Origin of the sequence: Micromonospora sp. DT227 (assembly GCF_049841835.1) — a bacterium.
Taxonomy (GTDB): domain Bacteria; phylum Actinomycetota; class Actinomycetes; order Mycobacteriales; family Micromonosporaceae; genus Micromonospora.
Map to the genome: position 1 here is coordinate 56,978 of NZ_JBNCLA010000010.1, position 19,399 is coordinate 76,376.

General features: G+C 74.4%; 17 protein-coding genes. 10 read left to right on the plus strand and 7 right to left on the minus strand.

Going from position 1 to position 19,399, the window contains the following annotated elements:
* From ACLQ2W_RS27670 to ACLQ2W_RS27680, 3 genes are read left to right on the plus strand one after another with little or no spacing between them, the layout of a single operon-like run.
* Positions 1–189 carry an MbtH family protein gene (locus ACLQ2W_RS27670; protein ID WP_043324625.1) on the plus strand — a complete coding sequence of 63 codons (189 nt, stop codon included), beginning with the start codon at positions 1–3 and terminating at the stop codon, positions 187–189.
* Complete coding sequence (locus tag ACLQ2W_RS27675; RefSeq protein WP_425790010.1) at positions 186–3,308, plus strand: non-ribosomal peptide synthetase; 3,123 nt, start codon at positions 186–188, stop codon at positions 3,306–3,308. The genes ACLQ2W_RS27670 and ACLQ2W_RS27675 overlap by 4 nt, the downstream gene beginning before the upstream one ends.
* Entirely contained in the window at positions 3,308–8,794 is a 5,487-nt protein-coding gene (locus tag ACLQ2W_RS27680) for an amino acid adenylation domain-containing protein (protein ID WP_425790012.1), read from the plus strand. Before ACLQ2W_RS27675 ends, ACLQ2W_RS27680 begins: the two co-directional genes overlap by 1 nt.
* A gap of 92 nt (positions 8,795–8,886) precedes the next feature.
* On the opposite strand, the gene ACLQ2W_RS27685 is transcribed toward ACLQ2W_RS27680, so the two are convergent.
* Positions 8,887–9,639 (minus strand): GNAT family N-acetyltransferase, encoded by a 753-nt coding sequence (locus tag ACLQ2W_RS27685; RefSeq protein WP_425790014.1) that lies wholly within the window; start codon positions 9,637–9,639, stop codon positions 8,887–8,889.
* A 265-nt stretch (positions 9,640–9,904) separates the two neighbouring features.
* Between ACLQ2W_RS27685 and ACLQ2W_RS27690 the strand changes: the two genes are divergently transcribed.
* Positions 9,905–10,192, plus strand: a complete 288-nt coding sequence (locus tag ACLQ2W_RS27690; RefSeq protein WP_425790016.1) for a DUF2277 domain-containing protein — start codon at positions 9,905–9,907, stop codon at positions 10,190–10,192.
* 116 nt (positions 10,193–10,308) lie between these two features.
* Here ACLQ2W_RS27690 and ACLQ2W_RS27695 read toward each other — a convergent pair whose 3' ends face one another.
* Positions 10,309–10,917, minus strand: coding sequence for a TetR/AcrR family transcriptional regulator (locus ACLQ2W_RS27695; protein ID WP_405093926.1), 609 nt, complete (start codon positions 10,915–10,917; stop codon positions 10,309–10,311).
* Between the two features lie 54 nt (positions 10,918–10,971).
* On the opposite strand from ACLQ2W_RS27695, the gene ACLQ2W_RS27700 reads away from it, so the two are divergent.
* Positions 10,972–11,739, plus strand: a complete 768-nt coding sequence (locus ACLQ2W_RS27700; protein WP_425790019.1) for an SDR family NAD(P)-dependent oxidoreductase — start codon at positions 10,972–10,974, stop codon at positions 11,737–11,739.
* A 9-nt stretch (positions 11,740–11,748) separates the two neighbouring features.
* Here ACLQ2W_RS27700 and ACLQ2W_RS27705 read toward each other — a convergent pair whose 3' ends face one another.
* Genes ACLQ2W_RS27705 through ACLQ2W_RS27715 form a run of 3 tightly spaced genes read right to left on the minus strand, consistent with a single transcriptional unit; the run spans position 11,749 to position 14,168 of the window.
* Positions 11,749–12,966, minus strand: coding sequence for a hypothetical protein (locus ACLQ2W_RS27705; RefSeq protein WP_425790021.1), 1,218 nt, complete (start codon positions 12,964–12,966; stop codon positions 11,749–11,751).
* Between the two features lie 42 nt (positions 12,967–13,008).
* Positions 13,009–13,521, minus strand: coding sequence for an NUDIX hydrolase (locus ACLQ2W_RS27710; RefSeq protein WP_425790023.1), 513 nt, complete (start codon positions 13,519–13,521; stop codon positions 13,009–13,011).
* Between the two features lie 26 nt (positions 13,522–13,547).
* Entirely contained in the window at positions 13,548–14,168 is a 621-nt protein-coding gene (locus tag ACLQ2W_RS27715; protein ID WP_425790025.1) for a hypothetical protein, read from the minus strand.
* Between the two features lie 106 nt (positions 14,169–14,274).
* Between ACLQ2W_RS27715 and ACLQ2W_RS27720 the strand changes: the two genes are divergently transcribed.
* Positions 14,275–15,012, plus strand: a complete 738-nt coding sequence (locus ACLQ2W_RS27720) for a class I SAM-dependent methyltransferase (protein ID WP_425790027.1) — start codon at positions 14,275–14,277, stop codon at positions 15,010–15,012.
* 60 nt (positions 15,013–15,072) lie between these two features.
* Here ACLQ2W_RS27720 and ACLQ2W_RS27725 read toward each other — a convergent pair whose 3' ends face one another.
* A complete protein-coding gene (locus ACLQ2W_RS27725; protein WP_425790029.1) occupies positions 15,073–15,669 on the minus strand; it encodes a DUF4291 domain-containing protein in 597 nt (198 codons plus the stop codon).
* Between the two features lie 74 nt (positions 15,670–15,743).
* Between ACLQ2W_RS27725 and ACLQ2W_RS27730 the strand changes: the two genes are divergently transcribed.
* The gene (locus ACLQ2W_RS27730) at positions 15,744–16,238 is read left to right on the plus strand and encodes a type II toxin-antitoxin system PemK/MazF family toxin (protein WP_425790031.1); all 495 of its coding nucleotides are present in this window, start codon (positions 15,744–15,746) and stop codon (positions 16,236–16,238) included.
* Between the two features lie 77 nt (positions 16,239–16,315).
* On the opposite strand, the gene ACLQ2W_RS27735 is transcribed toward ACLQ2W_RS27730, so the two are convergent.
* The gene (locus ACLQ2W_RS27735; protein WP_425790033.1) at positions 16,316–16,951 is read right to left on the minus strand and encodes a GGDEF domain-containing protein; all 636 of its coding nucleotides are present in this window, start codon (positions 16,949–16,951) and stop codon (positions 16,316–16,318) included.
* A 220-nt stretch (positions 16,952–17,171) separates the two neighbouring features.
* On the opposite strand from ACLQ2W_RS27735, the gene ACLQ2W_RS27740 reads away from it, so the two are divergent.
* The 3 genes from ACLQ2W_RS27740 to ACLQ2W_RS27750 all read left to right on the plus strand — a co-directional run bounded on the left by ACLQ2W_RS27740 (position 17,172) and on the right by ACLQ2W_RS27750 (position 19,355).
* Positions 17,172–17,429, plus strand: a complete 258-nt coding sequence (locus ACLQ2W_RS27740; RefSeq protein ID WP_107155466.1) for a DUF397 domain-containing protein — start codon at positions 17,172–17,174, stop codon at positions 17,427–17,429.
* A 105-nt stretch (positions 17,430–17,534) separates the two neighbouring features.
* Positions 17,535–18,422, plus strand: coding sequence for a helix-turn-helix domain-containing protein (locus ACLQ2W_RS27745; RefSeq protein ID WP_107155467.1), 888 nt, complete (start codon positions 17,535–17,537; stop codon positions 18,420–18,422).
* Between the two features lie 87 nt (positions 18,423–18,509).
* On the plus strand, positions 18,510–19,355 hold the full coding sequence (locus ACLQ2W_RS27750) for an SAM-dependent methyltransferase (protein ID WP_425790036.1): 846 nt from the start codon (positions 18,510–18,512) through the stop codon (positions 19,353–19,355).
* The last annotated feature ends 44 nt before the right edge of the window (positions 19,356–19,399 follow it).

Here is a 19,399-nt window from a genome sequence, read left to right on the forward strand (position 1 = left end):
ATGGCCGAATCCCGATTCCTGGTCGTCCGCAACGACGAGGAGCAGTACTCGATCTGGTCGGCCGACCGGGAGCTGCCCGCCGGCTGGCACGACACCGGCTTCGCCGGCAGCCGCGAGGAGTGCCTGGCCCACGTGGACGAGGTCTGGACCGACATGCGTCCCCGCTCGGTACGCGAGGCGCTCTCATGAGTCAGCAGGAGTGGACGTTCCCGGCCTCGTACGCCCAGGAGCGGGTGTGGATGGCCAACCAGCTCGACGCCCGCTCGCCGGTGTTCAACGTCTCCATCCCGTGGGCCTTCCCGGCCGGCGTGGACGCCGAGGCGGCGAGCGACGTGGTCAACCGGATCGTGGCCCGGCACGAGGCGCTCCGGACCCACCTGCGGGTCGACGACGGCGCGCTGGTGCAGGTGGTGCGCGCCCACGAGCCGGTGCCGCTGCCCACCACCGACCTGAGCCACCTGCCGGCCGACGAGCGGCTGGCCGAGTTCGAGCGGCTCCGCACCGACCTGGCCCGCACCCCGATCCCGCTGGACGCGCCGCCGCCGTGGCGGGCCCGGCTGATCCGCCTCGACGACGCCTGGGCGCTGGCGTTCGTGGCCCACCACGCGGTCTTCGACAGCCACTCGGCGGTGCTGTTCCACGCCGAACTCGCCGCGTTCTGCGAGGCCGCGCGCACCGGCGCCGAGCCCGCCGTGCCGGAGCTGCCGATCCAGTACGCCGACTTCGCGGTCTGGCAGCGCCAGCAGCTCACCGGCGCGGAACTGGACCGGCAGCTCGCGTTCTGGACCGGCCACCTGGCCGGCGCCCCGGCGGTCACCGCCCTGCCGCTGGACCGGCCCCGCCCGGCCCAGCTCGGCTTCGCCGGTGACGAGGTGCGCTTCACGCTGCCCGACGGGCTGCTCGACCGGGTCGGCACGCTGGCGCTCGGCGCGCAGGCCACCCCGTACATGGTGCTGCTGGCCGGCTTCGCGGCGCTGCTGTCGCGGATCTCCGGTGAGACCGACGTGGTGGTCGGCGTCTCCACCGCGGGCCGCGACAACCCGGAGCTGGCGTCGCTGATCGGGATGTTCGTCAACCCGGTGGCGCTGCGCTGCGACGTCTCCGGCGACCCGACCTTCGCCGACCTGCTCGGCCGGGTGCGCAACGGTCTGATCGACGCCATGGAACACGGGCAGACCCCGTTCCAGAAGATCGTCGAGGCGGTGGACCCGCAGCGCGACCCGTCCGTGCAGCCGATCTTCCAGACCGCGCTGAACTGGATCCCGGACTCCGGCCTCGACCCGATCGAGCTGGGCACCACCAAGGACGACCTGGCGTTCGACATCACCACCGGTGAGTGCCGGCTGGTCTACCGGACCGCGCTGTTCGACCACGCCAGCGCCGAGACGGTGGCGCGGCGCTACGTGCGGCTGCTCACCGCCGCGGTGGCCGAGCCGGAGCGCCCGGTCGGCGCGCTGCCGCTGCTCACCGACGACGAGCGGGACCTGGTGCTGCGCGCCGGGGCCGGCGCCACGCACGACCTGCCGGCGGCCACCGTCACCGACGAGGTGCAGCGGCAGGCCGCCGCCACCCCGGACGCGCCGGCGTTGGTCTGCGACGGCGTGACGCTCAGCTACGCCGAGCTGAACACCGCCGCGAACCGGCTGGCCCGGCTGCTGGTGGCGCGCGGCGCCGGCCCGGAGACCCGGGTCGCGCTCGCCCTGCCCCGCTCCTGCGAGCTGGTGGTGGCGATGCTCGCGGTGCTCAAGTCCGGCGCCGCGTACGTGCCGGTGGACACCGCGTACCCGGCCGGGCGGATCGCCTACCTGCTGGCCGACGCCGCTCCGGCGCTGGTGGTGGCCACCGCGGACACCGCCGCGTCGGTGCCCGGCGACGCGCTGGTGCTCGACGGGGAGATCGGCGCGGACCAGCCCGGCGACGACCTCACCGACGCCGACCGGGTCGCCGCGCTGCGTCCCGACCACCCGGCGTACGTGCTGTACACCTCCGGCTCCACCGGCCGGCCGAAGGGCGTGGTGGTCGAGCACCGGGCGGTGACCGCCTACCTGGCCTGGGCCCGGGCGACCTACCCGGGGCTGGCCGGCACCGCGTTGCTGCACTCGCCGGTCTCGTTCGACCTCACCGTCACCGGCCTGCTCGGCACGCTCACCGCCGGCGGCACGGTCCGGCTCGCCGCGATCGACTCCCCGGCCGCGCGGGCCGGTGGCCGGCCGTCCTTCCTCAAGGTCACCCCGAGCCACCTGCCGCTGCTCGACGGCGAGCTGTCGCCGACGGTCGACCTGGTGATCGGCGGCGAGGCGCTCAGCGGCGAGCAGCTCGCCGGCTGGCGGTCCGCGCACCCCGACGTGGCGGTGGTCAACGAGTACGGCCCGACCGAGGCCACCGTCGGCTGCGTCGCGGCCCGGATCGCCCCCGGCGAACCGGTCCCGCCCGGCCCGGTGCCGATCGGCACGCCCACCTGGAACACGGGCGCGCTGCTGCTCGACGCCGCGGGCCAGCCGGTCCCACCGGGCGTGGTCGGCGAGCTGTACGTCACCGGCGCGCAGCTCGCCCGCGGCTACCACGACCGGCCCGGCCTCACCGCCGAGCGCTTCCTGCCCTGCCCGTACGGCCCGCCCGGCGCGCGCATGTACGCCACCGGCGACCTGGCCCGCTGGCGTCCCGACGGGACGCTCGACTACCTGGGCCGCCGCGACGACCAGGTCAAGGTGCGGGGCATGCGGATCGAGCTGGGCGAGGTCGAGGCCGCGCTGCTCGCCCACCCGGACGTACGGGCCGCCGCCGCGGCGGTGCGCACCGACGGTGGCGAGCCGACGCTGGTCGGCTACCTGGTCGGGCCCGCCCATGAGGACTCGGTCCGCGCCGAGCTGGCCCGCGAGCTGCCGGCGCACCTGGTGCCGGCCGCCCTGGTCCGGCTGGACACGTTGCCGTTGACGCCCAACGGCAAGCTGGACCGCGCCGCGCTGCCCGCCCCGGCGGCCACCGAACCGGCCGAGGACAGCTACGTCGCCCCGCGTACCGAGGCCGAGGCGCTGGTCGCCGAGGTGTACGCCGACATCCTCCAGGTGGAGAAGGTCGGCGCGCTGGACGACTTCTTCGCGCTCGGCGGCAACTCGCTGCGCGGCATGCGGGCGATGGCCCGGATCCGCGCCGAGGTGGACGTCGACCTGCCCATGCGGGCGCTGTTCTCCAGCCCCGTGGTGGCCGACCTGGCCGGCCAGATCGAACAGCGGATCGCGGCCGAACTCGACGGCCTCTCCGACTCCGAGGTCGCCGCGCTGCTCGCGGCGGAAGAGGGAACCAACTGATGACCGACCTGAAGGATCCGGCCCGCGAGGCGGCCCGGCAGGCGCTGATCGCCAAGCGGTTGCGCGCCCGCCAGTCCGCCCCGGCGGCCCGGATCACCCCCCGGCCCGACGGCGCGCCGGTGCCGCTGTCCTACGCCCAGGAGCGGGTCTGGTTCATGGACCAGATCGCCCCGGGCGAGGCCGCGTACCACATCGCGGTGCCGCTGCGGGTGCGTGGACCGCTCGACGTCGACGCGCTGCGCGCGGCCCTGACCGCGCTCGCCGCCCGGCACGAGTCGCAGCGCACCCGCTTCCCGGCCGACGCCGACGGCCGCCCCACGGTGGTGGTCGCCGACACCCCGGACGTGCCGCTGACCGTGGTGGAGGCCGCCGACGAGACCGCCGCACAGGCGCTCGTCGACGCCGCGGCGGCCGAGCCGTTCGACCTGGCGCACGGCCCGCTGCTGCGCGCGCTGCTGATCCGGCTGACCGTCGAGGACCATGTGCTGTTCCTCGGGCAGCACCACATCGTCGGTGACGGCTGGTCGGTGGACGTGCTGCTGCGCGACCTGATCACGCTGTACCGGGGCGGCGAGCCGCCGGCCCTGCCGATCCAGTACGGCGACTTCGCCGTCTGGGAGGCCCAGGAGCTGGACGGTCCGCAGGCCCGGGCGCACGTCGACTACTGGCAGCAGCGCCTCGCCGGCATCACCCCGCTGGAACTGCCGCTGGACCGGCCCCGCCCGGCCACCCAGACCTACCGGGGCGACTTCGTCGAGTTCCAGCTCGACCCGGCGGCCACCGAGGCGCTCAACGCGCTCACCCGGGACAGCGGCGGCACGCTGTTCATGACGCTGCTGTCGGCGTACCAGGTGCTGCTGGCCCGGCACGCCGGCCAGGACGACTTCGCGGTCGGCGCGTCGGTGGCCGGCCGGTCCGCGCCGGAGCTGGAGAACGTGGTCGGCATGTTCATCAACATGCTGCCGCTGCGGGCCGAGCTGGCCGGGGACCCGACCTTCACCGAGCTGCTGGCCCGCACCCGGCGCAACGTGCTCGACGGCTTCGAGCACGCCGAGGTGCCGTTCGCCAAGGTGGTGCACGAGCTGGGCCTGCCGCGCGACGTGAGCCGCTCGCCGGTGTTCCAGACCATGTTCGTGCTCCAGAACTACGAGATGGGCCGGTTCCGCGGCGTGTCCCGCTCCGACGAGGTCACGTTCGAGTGGACCCCGATGGAGTTGCAGGCCACCCGGTTCGACTTCGAGCTGCACGCGGTGGAGACCGTCGACGGGCTCTGGGGCAAGCTGGTCTTCAACACGGACCTGTTCGACCGGGCCACGGTCGAGCGGATGGCCCGGCGGTGGACCGCGCTGCTGGACGCGATCGTCGCCGCGCCGGACACTCCGGTGTCCCGGCTGCCGCTGCTGTCCGACGTCGAGCGGGAGCTGCTCGCCGGCTGGAACGACACCGCGGCGGACTTCCCCCGCGACGAGACGCTGCACGGCCCGGTCGAGGAGCGCGCCGCCACCACCCCGGACGCGGTCGCGGTCACCATCGACGGGACCAGCCGCACGTACGCGGAGCTGAACGCCGAGGCCAACCGGATCGCGCACCGGCTGCGCGCGGCCGGCGTGGGCCCGGAGACGCTGGTCGGGGTGTGCGCGGAACGCTCGGTGGAGCTGGTCGCCGGCCTGCTCGGCGTGCTCAAGGCCGGCGGCGCCTACCTGCCGCTGGACCCGGAGTACCCGGCGGACCGGCTGGCCTTCATGGTCACCGACGCGGACGCGCCGGTGGTGCTGGTCCAGTCGCACCTGCGCGACGTGCTGCCGGCCACCACCGCCACCGTGCTCGACCTCGACGACGCGGCGGTCTGGGCCGACCAGCCGACCACCGACCCGACGCCGCTGGCCGGGCCGGGACACCTGGCGTACGTCATCTACACCTCCGGTTCCACCGGCCGCCCGAAGGGGGTGCCGAACACCCACCGGGGCATCGTCAACCGGCTCGACTGGATGCAGCGGACGTACGGTCTCGGCGCCGACGACGCGGTGCTCCAGAAGACGCCGGCCAGCTTCGACGTGTCGGTCTGGGAGTTCTTCTGGCCGCTGCGCACCGGCGCCCGGCTGGTGCTGGCCAAGCCGGGTGGGCACAAGGACGCCGGCTACCTGCGCGACCTGCTGGTGTCCGAGCGGATCACCACCACCCACTTCGTGCCGTCGATGCTGACCGTGTTCCTGGCCGAGGAGGGCGTGGAGGCGGCCACCGCGCTGCGGCGGGTGATCTGCTCCGGCGAGGAGCTGCCGCTGACCTCGGCGGTCGACTTCACCGCCCGGCTGCCCTGGTGCGGCCTGCACAACCTGTACGGCCCGACCGAGGCGGCCATCGACGTCACCTCCTGGGCGTGTGAGCCGGACCGGCTGGCGCAGGTGACGAGCGTGCCGATCGGCGCGCCGATCGCGAACCTGCGGCTGCACGTGCTCGACGCGTCCGGGGCGCAGTGCCCGGTCGGCGTCGCCGGTGAGCTGCACATCGGCGGCGTCGGCCTGGCCCGCGGCTACCACCGGCGGCCGGCGCTGACCGCGGAGAAGTTCGTTCCCGACCCGTTCTGCGGCGAGCCGGGAGCCCGGCTCTACCGCACCGGCGACCTGGCCCGCTGGGTGGTCGGGCCGGACGGCGCCGGGGTGATCGAGTTCCTCGGCCGGATCGACCACCAGGTCAAGCTGCGCGGCCTGCGCATCGAGCTGGGCGAGATCGAGAGCGCGCTGCGCGAGCAGCCCGACGTCACCGAGGCCACGGTGATCGTCCGCGAGGACAGCCCGGGCGACAAGCGGCTCACCGCGTACCTGGTGGGGGCGGCCGAACACGCCGCGCTGAAGGCGGCGCTCAAGGACACGCTGCCGGAGTACATGGTGCCGGCCGCGTTCGTCACGCTCGACGCGCTGCCGCTGACCCCGAACGGCAAGCTCGACCGCAAGGCGCTGCCCGCGCCGGTGGTCACCCGCGAGGCGTCGGTGGCGCTCGTCGAGCCGCGGGACGACACCGAGCGGGCCCTCGCGGCGATCTGGTCGGAGGTGCTGGGCGTGGAGACGCTCGGCATCGACGACGACTTCTTCGACCTGGGCGGGCACTCCATGCTCGCCACCCAGGTGGTCGCCAAGATCCGCAAGGCGGAGCTGGGTGGCCGGGCGGTCGGCGTGATGGACCTGTTCCAGAAGCGCACCATCCGGGACCTGGCCGCGTTCATCTCCGGTGACGCCACCCAGGAGGGGCCGCGCCGGCTGCTCTACGAGCTGACCAAGCCGATCCCGGTGGCCAAGCGGGTGCTGACGTACGTCTGCGTCCCGTACGGCGGCGGCAGCGCCATCGTCTACCAGCCGCTCGCGGACGCGCTGCCGGCCGGGTACGGGCTGTGGTCGCTCGCCATCCCCGGCCACGACGTCGGTCTCAGCGAGGACGCGCTGCCGTTCGACGAGCTGACCACCCGGGTCGCGGACGAGATCGTGGAGCGGGTCGAGGGCCCGATCGCGCTCTACGGCCACTGCGGCGTGGGCAGCGCGATCGTCGCCGAGGTGGCCCGCAAGGTGGAGGCGGCCGGCCGGGACCTGACCGCCGTCTACATCGGCGCGATGTTCCCGTTCGCCCGCCCGAAGGGCCCGTTCGCCGCCGCGCGCAACCGGCTGGAGCAGCTCCGCAGCAACAAGCACTACGCGAGCTGGCTGAAGTCGATGGGCGTGGACACCGACGAGCTGGACCCGGAGCAGGCCGACCGGATCATCAGCAACATGCGGGCCGACTCCCGCGCCTCGGAGGAGTACTTCACCCGGCTGCTGGACCGGCAGGCGACGAAGCTGCGCGCGCCGATCATCTCGGTGGTCGGCTCCGAGGACCCGGTCACCGACTACTACCGCGAGCGGTACGCCGAGTGGCAGTTCCTCAGCGACACGCTGGGGTTGGTGGTGCTGGACCAGGCCGGGCACTTCTTCCTCAAGTACCGCGCCGAGGAGCTGGCCGAGATCGTCACCCGTACCCACCCCGCGGTGGTGGCCGGTGACCTCACCGGCCTGGATCCGGCGGCCCGGGGCGAGGACGCCGGCTGGGCGGTGCACGACATGCTCCGGGTCGGCGCGGACCGCAAGCCGACCACCACGGTCAAGCCGAGCATGGGCCGGTTCCTGGCGGTCACGATCGGGCAGCTCGTCTCCAGCACCGGGTCGGCGCTGACCGCGTTCGCGTTGCCGATCTGGCTGTTCAACCGCACCGGCTCGGTGGCCGACCTGGGCCTGCTCTGGGCGTTGGCGCTGATCTGCGGCGTGCTCATGCTGCCGGTGGCCGGCGCGCTGGTCGACCGGGTCAGCCGGCGCCGGATCATGATGCTGGCGAGTTCCGTGGCCGGTTCGGTGCAACTGGTGCTGGCCGCCCTGCTGTGGACCGACAACCTGGTGCTCTGGCACATCTACCTGCTGGTGGCGTTCAGTTCGGTGGCCGGGTCGTTCCAACGGATCGCGTTCCAGTCGGCGGTGCCGCAGCTCGTGCCGAAGCGCTACCTCGGGCACGCGATGGGCATCACCCAGCTCTCCACCGGTGTGGCCACGCTGCTCATGCCGGCGTTCGCCGCCGGCCTGCTCGCCGCCATCGAACTCAAGGGCATCCTGATCGTCGACGTGGCCAGCTACGTGGTCGCGGTGCTCACGCTGGCCGTGGTCCGCTTCCCGGACCTGCTCGGCTGGCGGCCCCGGGAACGGCTGCTGGTGGCCATCGCGAACGGCATGCGCTACTCGTGGCAGCACCGCGGGTTCCGGCTGATGCTCGGCTACTTCGCGCTGGGCAACATCTTCCTGGCCCCGGCGCTGGTGCTGACCACCCCGCTGGTGCTGTCGTTCGGCAGCCCGACGCAGGTGGCGCAGGTCGCGCTCGCCGAGGCGGTGGGCGCGGTGCTCGGCGGCGTGCTGATGTCGCTGTGGGGCGGGCCGCGCAAGCGCCGGATGATCGGCGTGCTGATCGGCAACCTGGGCACCGCGATCGGCTGCGTGCTGATCGGGTTGGACGCCTCGATCGTGATGATCTGCGTGGGCTTCTGCTGGCTGGCCATGGCGATGACCACCGCGCAGTCGATCTACGCGACCATCGTCCAGGTGAAGGTGCCGCAGCGTTTCCACGGTCGGGTGTTCAGCCTGAACCAGACCATCTCGTGGTCCACGCTGCCGATCGGGTTCGCGCTGCTGGCGCCGGCCGCCACCGCGCTGTTCGAGCCGATGCTCGCCCCGGGCGGGTCGCTGGCCGGCAGCGTGGGCGAGGTGATCGGCACCGGTCCGGGCCGGGGCATCGGCTTCGCGTACGTCTGCTTCGGGGTGATCCTGATCCTGATCACCCTGGGTGGCTTCGGGATCCGGTTGCTGCGTCGCTTCGACCTGGAGGTCGAGGACTCCCTGCCGGACGACCTGATCGGCGCCCAGGAGCGGGAGAAGCGCCTGGCCGCCAAGGCGGAGACCCGGGAGGCCGTCCCGGTCTGACCGGGCCTGTTCCCACCCCACGCGGTTGATCAAGGAGTTCGCGTCGGTTCCCGAGCCCGGGGCCGACGCCAACTCCTTGATCGTCCAGGTTGTCAGTTCATGGCGAGGTAGAGGCGCTCGCCGGCGGGCCGGTAGCCGACGCGCTGGTACACCCGCCACGACTCGGGGCCGCCGGCCTCCAGCCAGGCGACCTCGGCCCCCGCGGCGAAGAGCCGCCGGGTCGTCTCGGCGGTGATCGCGCCGGCCAGCCCCCGGCGGCGGTAGGGCTCGCGGACGGCGATGCCGGCCACCTCGCTCACCCCGTCGGTGGGCCGGGCCGCCCCACCGCCACCCAGGCAGGCGCCGGACCCGGCGACCGCCATGACGGCCACGCCGCCGGCCCGCTGCTGGCGCCGGAGCCGGGCGACGTCCGCGGCGGAGGCCGCCGCGGCCTCCCCGAAGGCGTCGTTCTGCGCGCCGATCAGCGCGGCACGCTGCTCGTCGTCGCCCGGTTCGATCAGGGCGACGTCGTGGGGCGTGGGTGGTGTCCGCAGGGTGTCCGGCACACAGAGCAGGTAGGTGTGCCGGGCTTCCGGGACGAACCCGGCGGCGAGCAGCAGCGACTCCAGGGCGGGGGCGCAACTGGCGACGTACTCCAGGCGGGGGCGACGACCCGCCGCCCGGAAGGCGTCGATCAGCGCGGTGACGTCGGCCGCGGTGACGGCCTCGCCGGGACGCGGCGTGGCGTAGTTGATGTGCGGGCTGACCGTGGTCGGGTCGATACCCACCACGAACGGCCCCACTTCCAGGGCCGCGGGTCGCGTCGACAGGGTGGCGACGACGCTCTGTTGGACGCGAGCATCCATGATCAACGTAGCACCTCGATGCAGGAGAGAAACGACGGTGGACGGACATGCGTCGGACCGCCGAACCGTTGCCGTACGGCGCGACGGGTCATCCGTCGCGCGGTCGACACTCAGGCGGCCGCTCGGCCTACCTGGATCACAGGCGTCATTCCCTCATGCGCAGTGCCACGCCGATCGCGTGGTCGGGGCAACGGTGCCGCACCCGGCGGCGGCCTGTCAAGCCTCGGTCGGTGCGGGTGTCGGTGCGGGCTGGCATGGTGGAGGCATGTGCCGGAACATTCGCGTGCTCCACAACTTCGAGCCGCCCGCGACCGATGACGAGATCGAAGCCGCCGCCGTGCAGTACGTGCGCAAGGTCAGCGGCGCCACCCGGCCGTCCGCGGCCAACCAGGCGGCGTTCGACGAGGCGGTCCGTGCCGTCACGGCGGCCACCCGCACCCTGCTGGACAGCCTCGTGACGACGGCGCCGTCCAAGGATCGCGAGGTGGAGGCCACGAAAGCCAGGGCGCGTGCCGCCGAGCGGTACGGGCCCCGGGCCACGACCTCCGGCTGACGGCTCCCGGTCGGGCGTCGCGGCCCCGCCGGCCGCGTGGCCGTTCCGACGTGCGGCTCGGGGCGAACGCCCAGGCCGATCCCGGACCAGCCGCGTCCCGTCGGCCAGGCCGGTGGTCAGGAGTCGCCGGTCCGGAGGGTGTCGTCGCCGAAGGCCGCCGCCAGCGCGGTCGCGATCAGGTCGGGCAGGTCGCTGCGGCCGTCGTCCTGCGCCCACCGCACCAGCGCGATGTGCATGGCGGCCAGCGCGGCGCCGGCCGCCGCCGCGGCCCGGAACGCCGCCTCCGGCTCGCCGGCCTCGTCCCCGAGGCCGGCCACGATGGCCTGTTGCAACGCGTGGTGGTTGTCCAGGTGCCGGGCCCGCAGCGCGGGCGTCGAGATCATCAGCCGCAGGCGGGCCAGCAGGAACCGGTCGTCCTCCGTGACCAGCGCCCGCGCCGAGTCGATGAGCGCGCTGCCGATGCGACGCACGAGCGGCTGGCCGGCCGGCGTGGCGGCGATCCGGGCCGCCACCAGCGGGCCGTTCTGGTCGACGAGGACGAGATCCTCCTTCGTGGGGAAGTGCCGGTACACCGTCATCGGCGACACGCCCGCCGCGTCCGCGACGTCGTTGACCGTCGTGCCGTCGTACCCGCGCTCCGCGAACAAGCGCACCGCGTGCGCCTGGATCATCCGCTGCGTCTCCGCCCGCCGCTGCGCGCGCAGCGTGGAGTGCCGCTCTCTCATGTGGTAGACACTAACGTACTGATAGTGACTACCATATTGGGAGCGGCTAACATCATGACTGAGCTGAGGGGCCGGACCGCGCTGGTGACCGGCGCGTCACGCGGCATCGGGCAGGTCGTCGCGACCCGGCTGGCCGCGCGCGGAGCGGCCGTCGTGGCGCACTACGGCACGGACCGCGGCGGCGCCGAGACGACGGTCGAGCGGATCACCCGGGCCGGCGGCACGGCGTACGCCGTGCGCGCGGAACTCGGCGTGGACGGCGACGTCGAGACGCTGTTCACCGGCGTCGAGGCCGCCCTGGCCGGCCGGCCGCTCGACATCCTCGTCAACAACGCGGCGGCGCCACCGGCGGGGCCGCTCGGCGCCACCACCCCGGCCGCCTTCGACCGCCTGTTCGCGGTCAACGTCCGCGCGCCGTACTTCATCATCGAGCGGGCGTTGCCGCTGTTCCGCGACGGCGGCGGGCGGATCGTCACGGTCTCGTCCGCGGCGACCCGGATGGCGAACGCCACCCAGACCTCGTTCGCCATGACCAAGGGCGCGGTCGAGACGATGACCCGGACCCTGGCCAACCAACTCGGCGCGCGGGGCATCACGGTGAACGCGGTCGCGCCCGGCGCCACCCGGACCGCCACCAACGGCCCCGCGTTCTCCACGCCCGGCCTGGTCGAGCTGATCATCGGCATGACGGCGCTCGACCGGCTGGGCGAGCCCGACGACGTCGCCGACGTGGTCGCCTTCCTCGCCTCGGACGCCGCGCGCTGGGTCACCGGGCAGGTCATCGACGCGAGCGGCGGCCTGTTCCTGGGCCCGCGCGCCTGACGGTCAGCCTCACCCGGCCTCGTCGGCGGGGACCTCCGCCGGGTCCGTGACCCACGCGGAGTAGACGGGCAGGGCGTGCCACGGACCGCCGGCGGCGTCCGTGGCCACCGCCACCACCGCGTACGGGTGGCCGAAGCGCAGGTCGGCGACCCGGGCCACGCCCTCCGGAGGCAGCCCGGCCACCATCCCGAACGCGGTCACCGCGGCGGCCTCGAAACCGTAGCGCCCGAACCGGGCCACCGCCGACTGCGCCGCGGAGAACGGCGGCTCGGCCAACCCGAGCAGTCCGCCCAGCGCCCGCGCCGCCGCGTCGAAGCCGAACCCGGCCGAGGTCAGGTCGTGCCGGCTCTCCGCCGCCCAGCACGGCAGCACGGCGGTGGCGCGCTCCTCCCGGCCGTCCCGGGCGAACGTCCGGGTCGGCTGCTCACGCACCGTCCAGAGCGGGCTCTCGCCCAGCGGCAGGTCGAACAACGACCGCTGCCCGGGCACCGGCCCGTCCGGCACGTCGGCGACGGTCACGGCCACCTGCTGCGCGGCGGCCAGCACCACGTCGGACGGCACCTGCGGCGCGGCGGCCACGGACACCACAAGCATCCCGGCGCCGTCGTCGCCCGCGCGCGCCGGCGCCACGTGCACCGCGACGTCACCGGCCCGCTCGGTGCCCACCACCGCGCAGCGGTGCCCGACCGGGGGCGTCCGCAGCACCTGCCGCAGCCGGTCGGCCCACGCGCTGCCCGCGCCCAGCTCCCCGGCCGGCGCCAGCTCGAACGGGTCGGCCCAGGACACCCGGGTGGCCAGCGCGCTCGCCAGGACGAGCAGCGTCTCCGGCGTGACGTCGACCGGGAACCGCCGCACCAGGCCGCCGGTGCGTTCCCGGGCCCACGCGTCCAGCGCCGCCTGGTCGGGCAGTGGTCCGCGCTCGGTCCGCTCGGGCAGGCCGGCCCGCCACCGGGTCAACTCCTCGAACGGTGTCCGCTCCCACAGCGCGGTGGCCGCGGCGACCATCGGGTGCGGCGCGGCCAGCAGCGCCCGGGCCGACGCGGCGGCGTCGTCCGGGTCGACCCCGAGCGCCTCGCCGAGCGTCGCCCGGGCCTGCCCGGTGGCGGCCGGACCGGTGAGCGCCAGCAGCAGCCAGGCGCCCAGCGGCGACGCGACGTGGTGGGTGTCGCCGGCGGCGGTGTGCAGCCGCTCGGCGTACCGGGCCAGGGGGGTGTGGAGTGGATTCACCCGTCCCACTCTGCCGGTTGACGCGCCCGTCGGCACGCCGGCTCAGGACCACAGCTCGAACGGCTCGTCGATCTCCTCTCCGGCCAGGAACGTCGGCAGCAGCTCCGGCAGTCGGCCGGGATAGCAGCGCGGGCGCTCCGCGAGCACCTCGGCCACCGGCCACCAGCGGAATCCGAAGTAGTCCTCCACCTCGTAGTCCATCCGCTGGGCGCCGTCCACGTCCGGCCCCGGCCCGGGCAGCCGCACCGGCACCACCACCTCGTCCTGGAGGTGCCGACGCTGCCGGTGCCGGAAACTGGCCCGCCGCCGCCAGGTGGGCGCGCCGATCTCACCCGGCGCGACCACGATGCCCGTCTCCTCGCGCAGCTCGCGCACCGCCGCCTCCCGGTACGTCTCACCCGGGTCCAGCCCACCGCCCGGCAGTTCCCACCACACGCCCAGGTCGGGATGCTCCGGGTCGCGGGTGTGGAACAGCAGCAGCCGGTCGGCGGCGTCGAGCACCACCAGCCGCACGGCGCGGCGCTCGAACAGCGGCAGATCGCGTGGCAACTCCATGCCGGGCAGCGTAGACAGGGCCCCGCTCAGCGCTTCCGGGAGCGGAAGGGGGCCCTCGTGACCCGTGCCGCCACGGTGGGCGCGGCCTGTTCGGCGCCGCAACGGGGACAGCGCACGCGCACCCCGGGCGGCCGTTCCGGCGCGCGCAGGCGCTGGCCGCACCGGCAGGCGAACACCACCGACCGCACCATCCGCAGGTACTCCGCCCGGTCCCGCCGGGGCCACCGGCCGTGGCAGCGCCGGCACAGCCGCGGCGGAAAGCTGTGGTACCAGGCCATCGCGGCGGCGCCCGCGAGCATCACCGCCCCGGACACCGCGAGGCCCAGCGGCGCGGCCAGGGCCGGCAGCGCCGCCGCCGGATCGCCCGCCCACGCGGTACGCACCCCGACCGCGACGAGCAGCACGACCACGGGTACGCCGAGCACGGTCGCGGTGAATCCCCACCCGAACACGATCACGCCGAGCACGAACACCGTCGTGGCCCGCCGCGGCGCCCACCGTGCCACGCCGTACCCACCGCAGCGCGGACAGTCCGGCGGGGCCGGATGCGGCACGGACCGCAGCACCCTCGGGGCGAGCCACCCGAGAAGCAGCTTCATCAGCTCCTCGGCCAACTTCGTGACAAGCGCCTGAAGGAATCCACCCACGGTCGTCCCCCTCACCCCTCTGCCATCGTGGCGACCGGAGGCGGGTGGACCGAGCGTGGCGCGTGACGGGCATCCGACACCATCCGGATCTGGGAGGATGGCGGCCATGTCGCAACTGTTCGGGGAGACGGCCGGCACGTACCACGAGGCCCGACCGGGCTACCCGACCGCGCTCGCGGACGCGATCCGCGCCTACCACGACGGCCCGCCCGGCACCCTTGTCGAGATCGGCGCCGGCACCGGGCTGGCCACCGCCGTGCTGCTCGGTCTCGGCGCGACCACGACCTGCGTCGAGCCGGACGCGCGGATGGCCGGCGTGCTCGCCGAGCGGTTCCCGGGCGTCCACGTGGTGACCGCGAGCTTCGAGCAGTGGTCGCCGCCGGACGGCGGCGTCGACGTGCTGGCCTGCGCCATGGCCTGGCACTGGCTCGACCCGGCCACCCGCAACCGGCGCGCGCACGACGCGTTGCGTCCCGGCGGCACGCTCGCCGTCCTCAGCCACCGCTACGCCTACGTCGAGGCGGCGCAGGCCGAGGCGATCCGGGCCGCGTTCACCGCCACCGACCCGGACGACCGGGGCGACCGGGCCGACGGCTGGTTCCACGACGACATCGCCGACAGCGGCTGCTTCACCGACCTGCGACTGTCCCGGTTCCGCCGGTCCGTGCCGCTGGACACCGCCGCCTACCTGCGGCTTGTCGACACGTTCTCACCGCAGTTGCGCCGCCCGCCGGAGCTGCGCGAGCGGGTCCGCGCCGCGGTCGGCGCCGCGGTCGACGGCTTCGGCGGCACGGTCCTGCTGGACCTGCGCACCACGCTCGTCCTGGCCCGCCGCCCGGGCTGACCGCCCGCCGGGCCCGCCACCCGGCCCGCCGTCGGGGTGTCGCCGGCCCGGCCCGGACGGTCAGTCGGCGTCGATCACCCGGGCCACCTCCGGCGGCAACGGGTACGGCCGTTCCCGCGGGAGCAGCGCCGCCGCGCCGGCCTCGTCGCCGGCGGTGAGCCGACCGTGCACCGACCGGGCCAGCGCGGTGACGTCGGTGAGGCCGACCAGCCACTCGTCGACGTACCGCCGGACCGCCTCGCCGGAGAGTCCCACCTGCACCGACCGGTGGGACAGCGGGGCCAGCCGCAGCGACCGTTCCGGGTCCCACTGCACGCGGACCGGGCTGGCCCGCAGGGCCCGACGCCAGGCGTCCCGGTCCGGGTGCAGCCGCGGGTCGTGGTCGCTGAGGCAGGCGTGCCGAAGCGCCCACTCGAACCCGGCGCGGCTGATCTCGACCGCGAGCACCCGTTCCTGGCCGGGCTTGAGCGCCCAGCCGCAGCGGTACATCATCCAGCGGAACGACGGCTTGATCCAGGTCATCCGCTCCCGCTTGAACGGCGGCACGAACCGGCCGGCGGCCAGCGCCACGTCGGCGATCTCCGCCGGGTACGCCTGGTAGACGGTGACGGTGCCGTCGGTGAAGACGGCCCGGATCTGGTGGCGGGGAACGGTCACCGCTGCATGGTGGCGAACCGGGCGGTGGGCCGCCACCGGTTTCCCCCGCGCGCCGACCCGCTAGGCTGCCGGCCGTGGCAGGTCTGTTGAGGAACGTGGCGTCCCGGCTCGGTCGGATCACCGGGGGCGCCGCCGCGCCGGCCCGCCCGGGCGGCCCGATCCCGGCGCAGGTCGCGCGCCGGCGCCAGGTCAGCGTGTTGCAGCGCCGCGAGCTGTCGTACGCGCCGGAGCCGGACGGGCAGGCCGACCCGGGCGAGATCGTCTGGACCTGGGTGCCCTACGAGGACGACCCCCGGCAGGGCAAGGACCGGCCGGTGCTGGTGGTGGGCCGGCAGAGCCGCACGCTGTTCGGGCTGATGTTGTCCAGTCAGGGCGAGCGGGACGGCCAGCGGCACTGGCTGTCGCTCGGCCCGGGGGAGTGGGACCGGGACCGACGGCCGAGCTGGGTGCGCCTGGACCGGGTGCTCACCATGCGCGAGGACAGCATCCGCCGGGAGGGCGCGGTGCTGGACCGGCCCCGGTTCGACCGGGTCGGCCAGGCGCTGCGCACCGGCTACGGCTGGCGCTGAGCCACCGGCCCGGAGTCCACGCCCGCCCGGAGTCCACGCTCGCCCGGAGGACCGGCCGGCGCTGACCGTGGGGCGGGTCAGTGCTCGGCGACGAGTTGGCGTGGTGGGCGGACGGCGCCGAGCGTCTTCGCCTCGTACATGGCGGCGTCGGCGCGGCACAGCGCGTCCGCGAGCTGGGCGGGGCCGTGCACCGGGGCGAGCCCGACCGAGGCGGTGACCCGGATGCTGCGCGCGCCGAGCGGGATCGGCGCGGCCAGCGCCTCGCAGAGCCGGCGGGTGGCGTGCTCGATCCAGCGCCGGTCGGCGGTGGGGCTGGCCAGCAGGCCGGCGAACTCGTCACCGCCGAGTCGGGCCACCAGGTTGTTGCCGGCGAAGGCGGCCAGTCGTTGGGCCACGCTGACCAGGACCTGGTCCCCGGCGGCGTGCCCGTAGCGGTCGTTGATCTGTTTGAAGCCGTTCAGGTCGAGCACCACCGCGACCAGGGGCTGCCCGGCGGGATCGGTGAGCAGGGTGGCGGCCAGCCGGAAGAAGGCGCGGCGGTTGGGCAGCCCGGTGAGCGGGTCGTGGCTGGCGGCGTGCCGCTCGGCGGCCAGCTCCGCCTGGAGCAGTTCCAGCTCGGCCTCGGCGCGTACGGCCCGGCGGCGGAGCTGCCAGGCGGAGAGCAGCGCGCCGGCGGCGGAGAGGCCGGAGGCGACGGTCATCGGATCCGGCACGCGCCCTCCTCACCAGTCCCGGGCCGCGCGTAGCGGCTTTCGAGGGCCGGGTTCAGGTCACCGAAAGTGAGCGACCCGGCACACCGTAGTTCGGTTATCATGCTCGCTGTCCATTGCAGATGCAATAGCAGATGCACGTGCATTCCGAACCTCAGTCGACAGACGTCGCCACCCACCGCCCCTCCCCGCGGCCTCGGCTGGCTCTTCCCGAAGGACGCCCATGCAATCGCCCCCGAACGGCGTACCCGTGACCGAGTTGCCCCCGATGCAGTGGTTGAAGAGTCGCCGCAGCAATCCCAGCGGCAACTGTGTGGAGCTGGCCGAGCTGCCCGGCGGCAGCGGCATCGCGGTACGCAACTCCCGCCATCCCGACGGGCCGGCGTTGATCTATACGGTGGACGAGATCGAGGCGTTCGTGCTCGGCGCCCGGGACGGGGATTTCGACCACCTGATCCCGCCGTCCCGTGGACGGGACTGATTCCACCGTCCGGAGGAGTTCACCTCACTGTCGGTTCATGGCATGCTTACTCGTCGGCCGGGAGGGCACCCGGTCGGGGAGCAGCCGGGATGCGAGGGCGGTCAGGTGGTCACGGTGCCCGTCGAGGGTGGACCGACAAGTGGTCCCACGGTGCTGCGCATGCTGCTCGGCGCGCAGCTGCGCCGCCTGCGGGAGGGCGCCGGGGTCAGCCGGGAGGGCGCCGGTTGGGAGATCCGCTCCTCCGAGTCGAAGATCAGCCGGATGGAGCTGGGTCGGGTCGGGTTCAAGGAACGCGATGTCGCCGACCTGCTCACGCTCTACGGCGTCACCGCGCCGGACGAGCGCGCCGCGCTGCTCAAGCTGGCCCGGGACGCGAACAGCCCGGGCTGGTGGCACCGCTACGGCGACGTGCTGCCCGCCTGGTTCCAGTCCTACCTCGGGCTGGAGGCCGCCGCCGCGCTGATCCGCACGTACGAGGTGCAGTTCGTGCCGGGCCTGCTGCAGACCGCCGCGTACGCGCGGGAGGTGATCCTGCTCGGGCACCGCGGCGCCGCGCCGATGGAGCTGGACCGACGCGTCGACCTGCGGATGGAGCGCCAGGAGCTGCTGCGTCGCGCCAACCCGCCGCAGCTGTGGGCGGTGCTGGACGAGGCGGTGCTGCGTCGGCCGATCGGCGGCGCCGCGGTGATGCGCGAGCAGCTGGACGCGCTGATCGAGGCGACCGCCGCGCCGCACGTGCGGCTCCAGATCGTCCCGTTCACCGCCGGCGGGCACGCGGCCGCCAGCGGCGCCTTCAGCATCCTGCGCTTCGGCGACGAGGACCTGCCGGACATCGTCTACATCGAGCAGTTGACAAGCGCCATCTACCTCGACAAGCGCGACGACCTCGACTACTACGCCGAGGCGATGGAGCGGCTGTGCGTCGAGGCCGCGCCGCCGGAGCGCACCCCGGAGCTGCTGGCCCGGGTCCGCGACGAGCTCTACCCGGCCTGACCCCCGCCCGGGCGGGCTATACCATGACCGGAGACAGTGGACGCACGTCCGCCCCGCAACGGTGGCGTGCGAGTCGTGGAGGCGGCCTTGACCAGCGAGACGAGCGGCACGGCGACCGCGCCGGGCCACCCGGCCGACCGGATCGACACCTCGGTGGCCCACCCGGCCCGGCGGTACAACTACTGGCTCGGCGGCAAGGACAACTTCCAGGCCGACCGGGAGTCCGGCGACGCGATGGCCGCCGCCTTCCCGACGATCCGGCTCAGCGCGCTGGAGAACCGGCGGTTCCTGCGGCGCGCGGTCCGGCACCTGGCCGCCGAGGCGGGCATCCGGCAGTTCCTGGACATCGGCACCGGCATCCCGACCGCGGACAACACGCACGAGGTGGCCCAGGCCGCCGACCCGCGCGCCCGGGTGGTCTACGTCGACAACGACCCGATCGTGCTGGCCCACGCCCGGGCGCTGCTCACCAGCTCACCCGAGGGCGCCACCGCCTACCTCGACGCGGACCTGCGCGACCCGGAGAAGATCCTGGCCCACCCCGACCTGCGCCGCACGCTGGACCTGTCCGAGCCGGTCGCGTTGATGCTCATCGCGGTGCTGCACTTCGTGCCGGACCCGGACGACCCCTACGCCACGGTCACCCGGCTGCTGGACGCGCTGCCGGCCGGCAGCTACCTGGTCGCCTCGCACGCCACCCACGACCACCTGCCGGTCCCGCTCGCGAACGAGGCGAGGGCGGCGGCCCGCGGCGGCCCGCACGGCACCATCAACCTGCGAGGCCGGGACGAGTTCGCGCGCTTCTTCGACGGCCTCGACATGGTCGAGCCGGGCGTCTGCTCGGTGGCCGAGTGGCGCGCCGACGGCGAGCCCGAGCCGCGGCCCTCGGCGGCCGACGTCAGCATGTACGGCGGGGTGGCCCGCAAGCCCTGACCGACGCGCCGCCCGGCCCGAGCCGGATACGGGTTGGTGCGGCC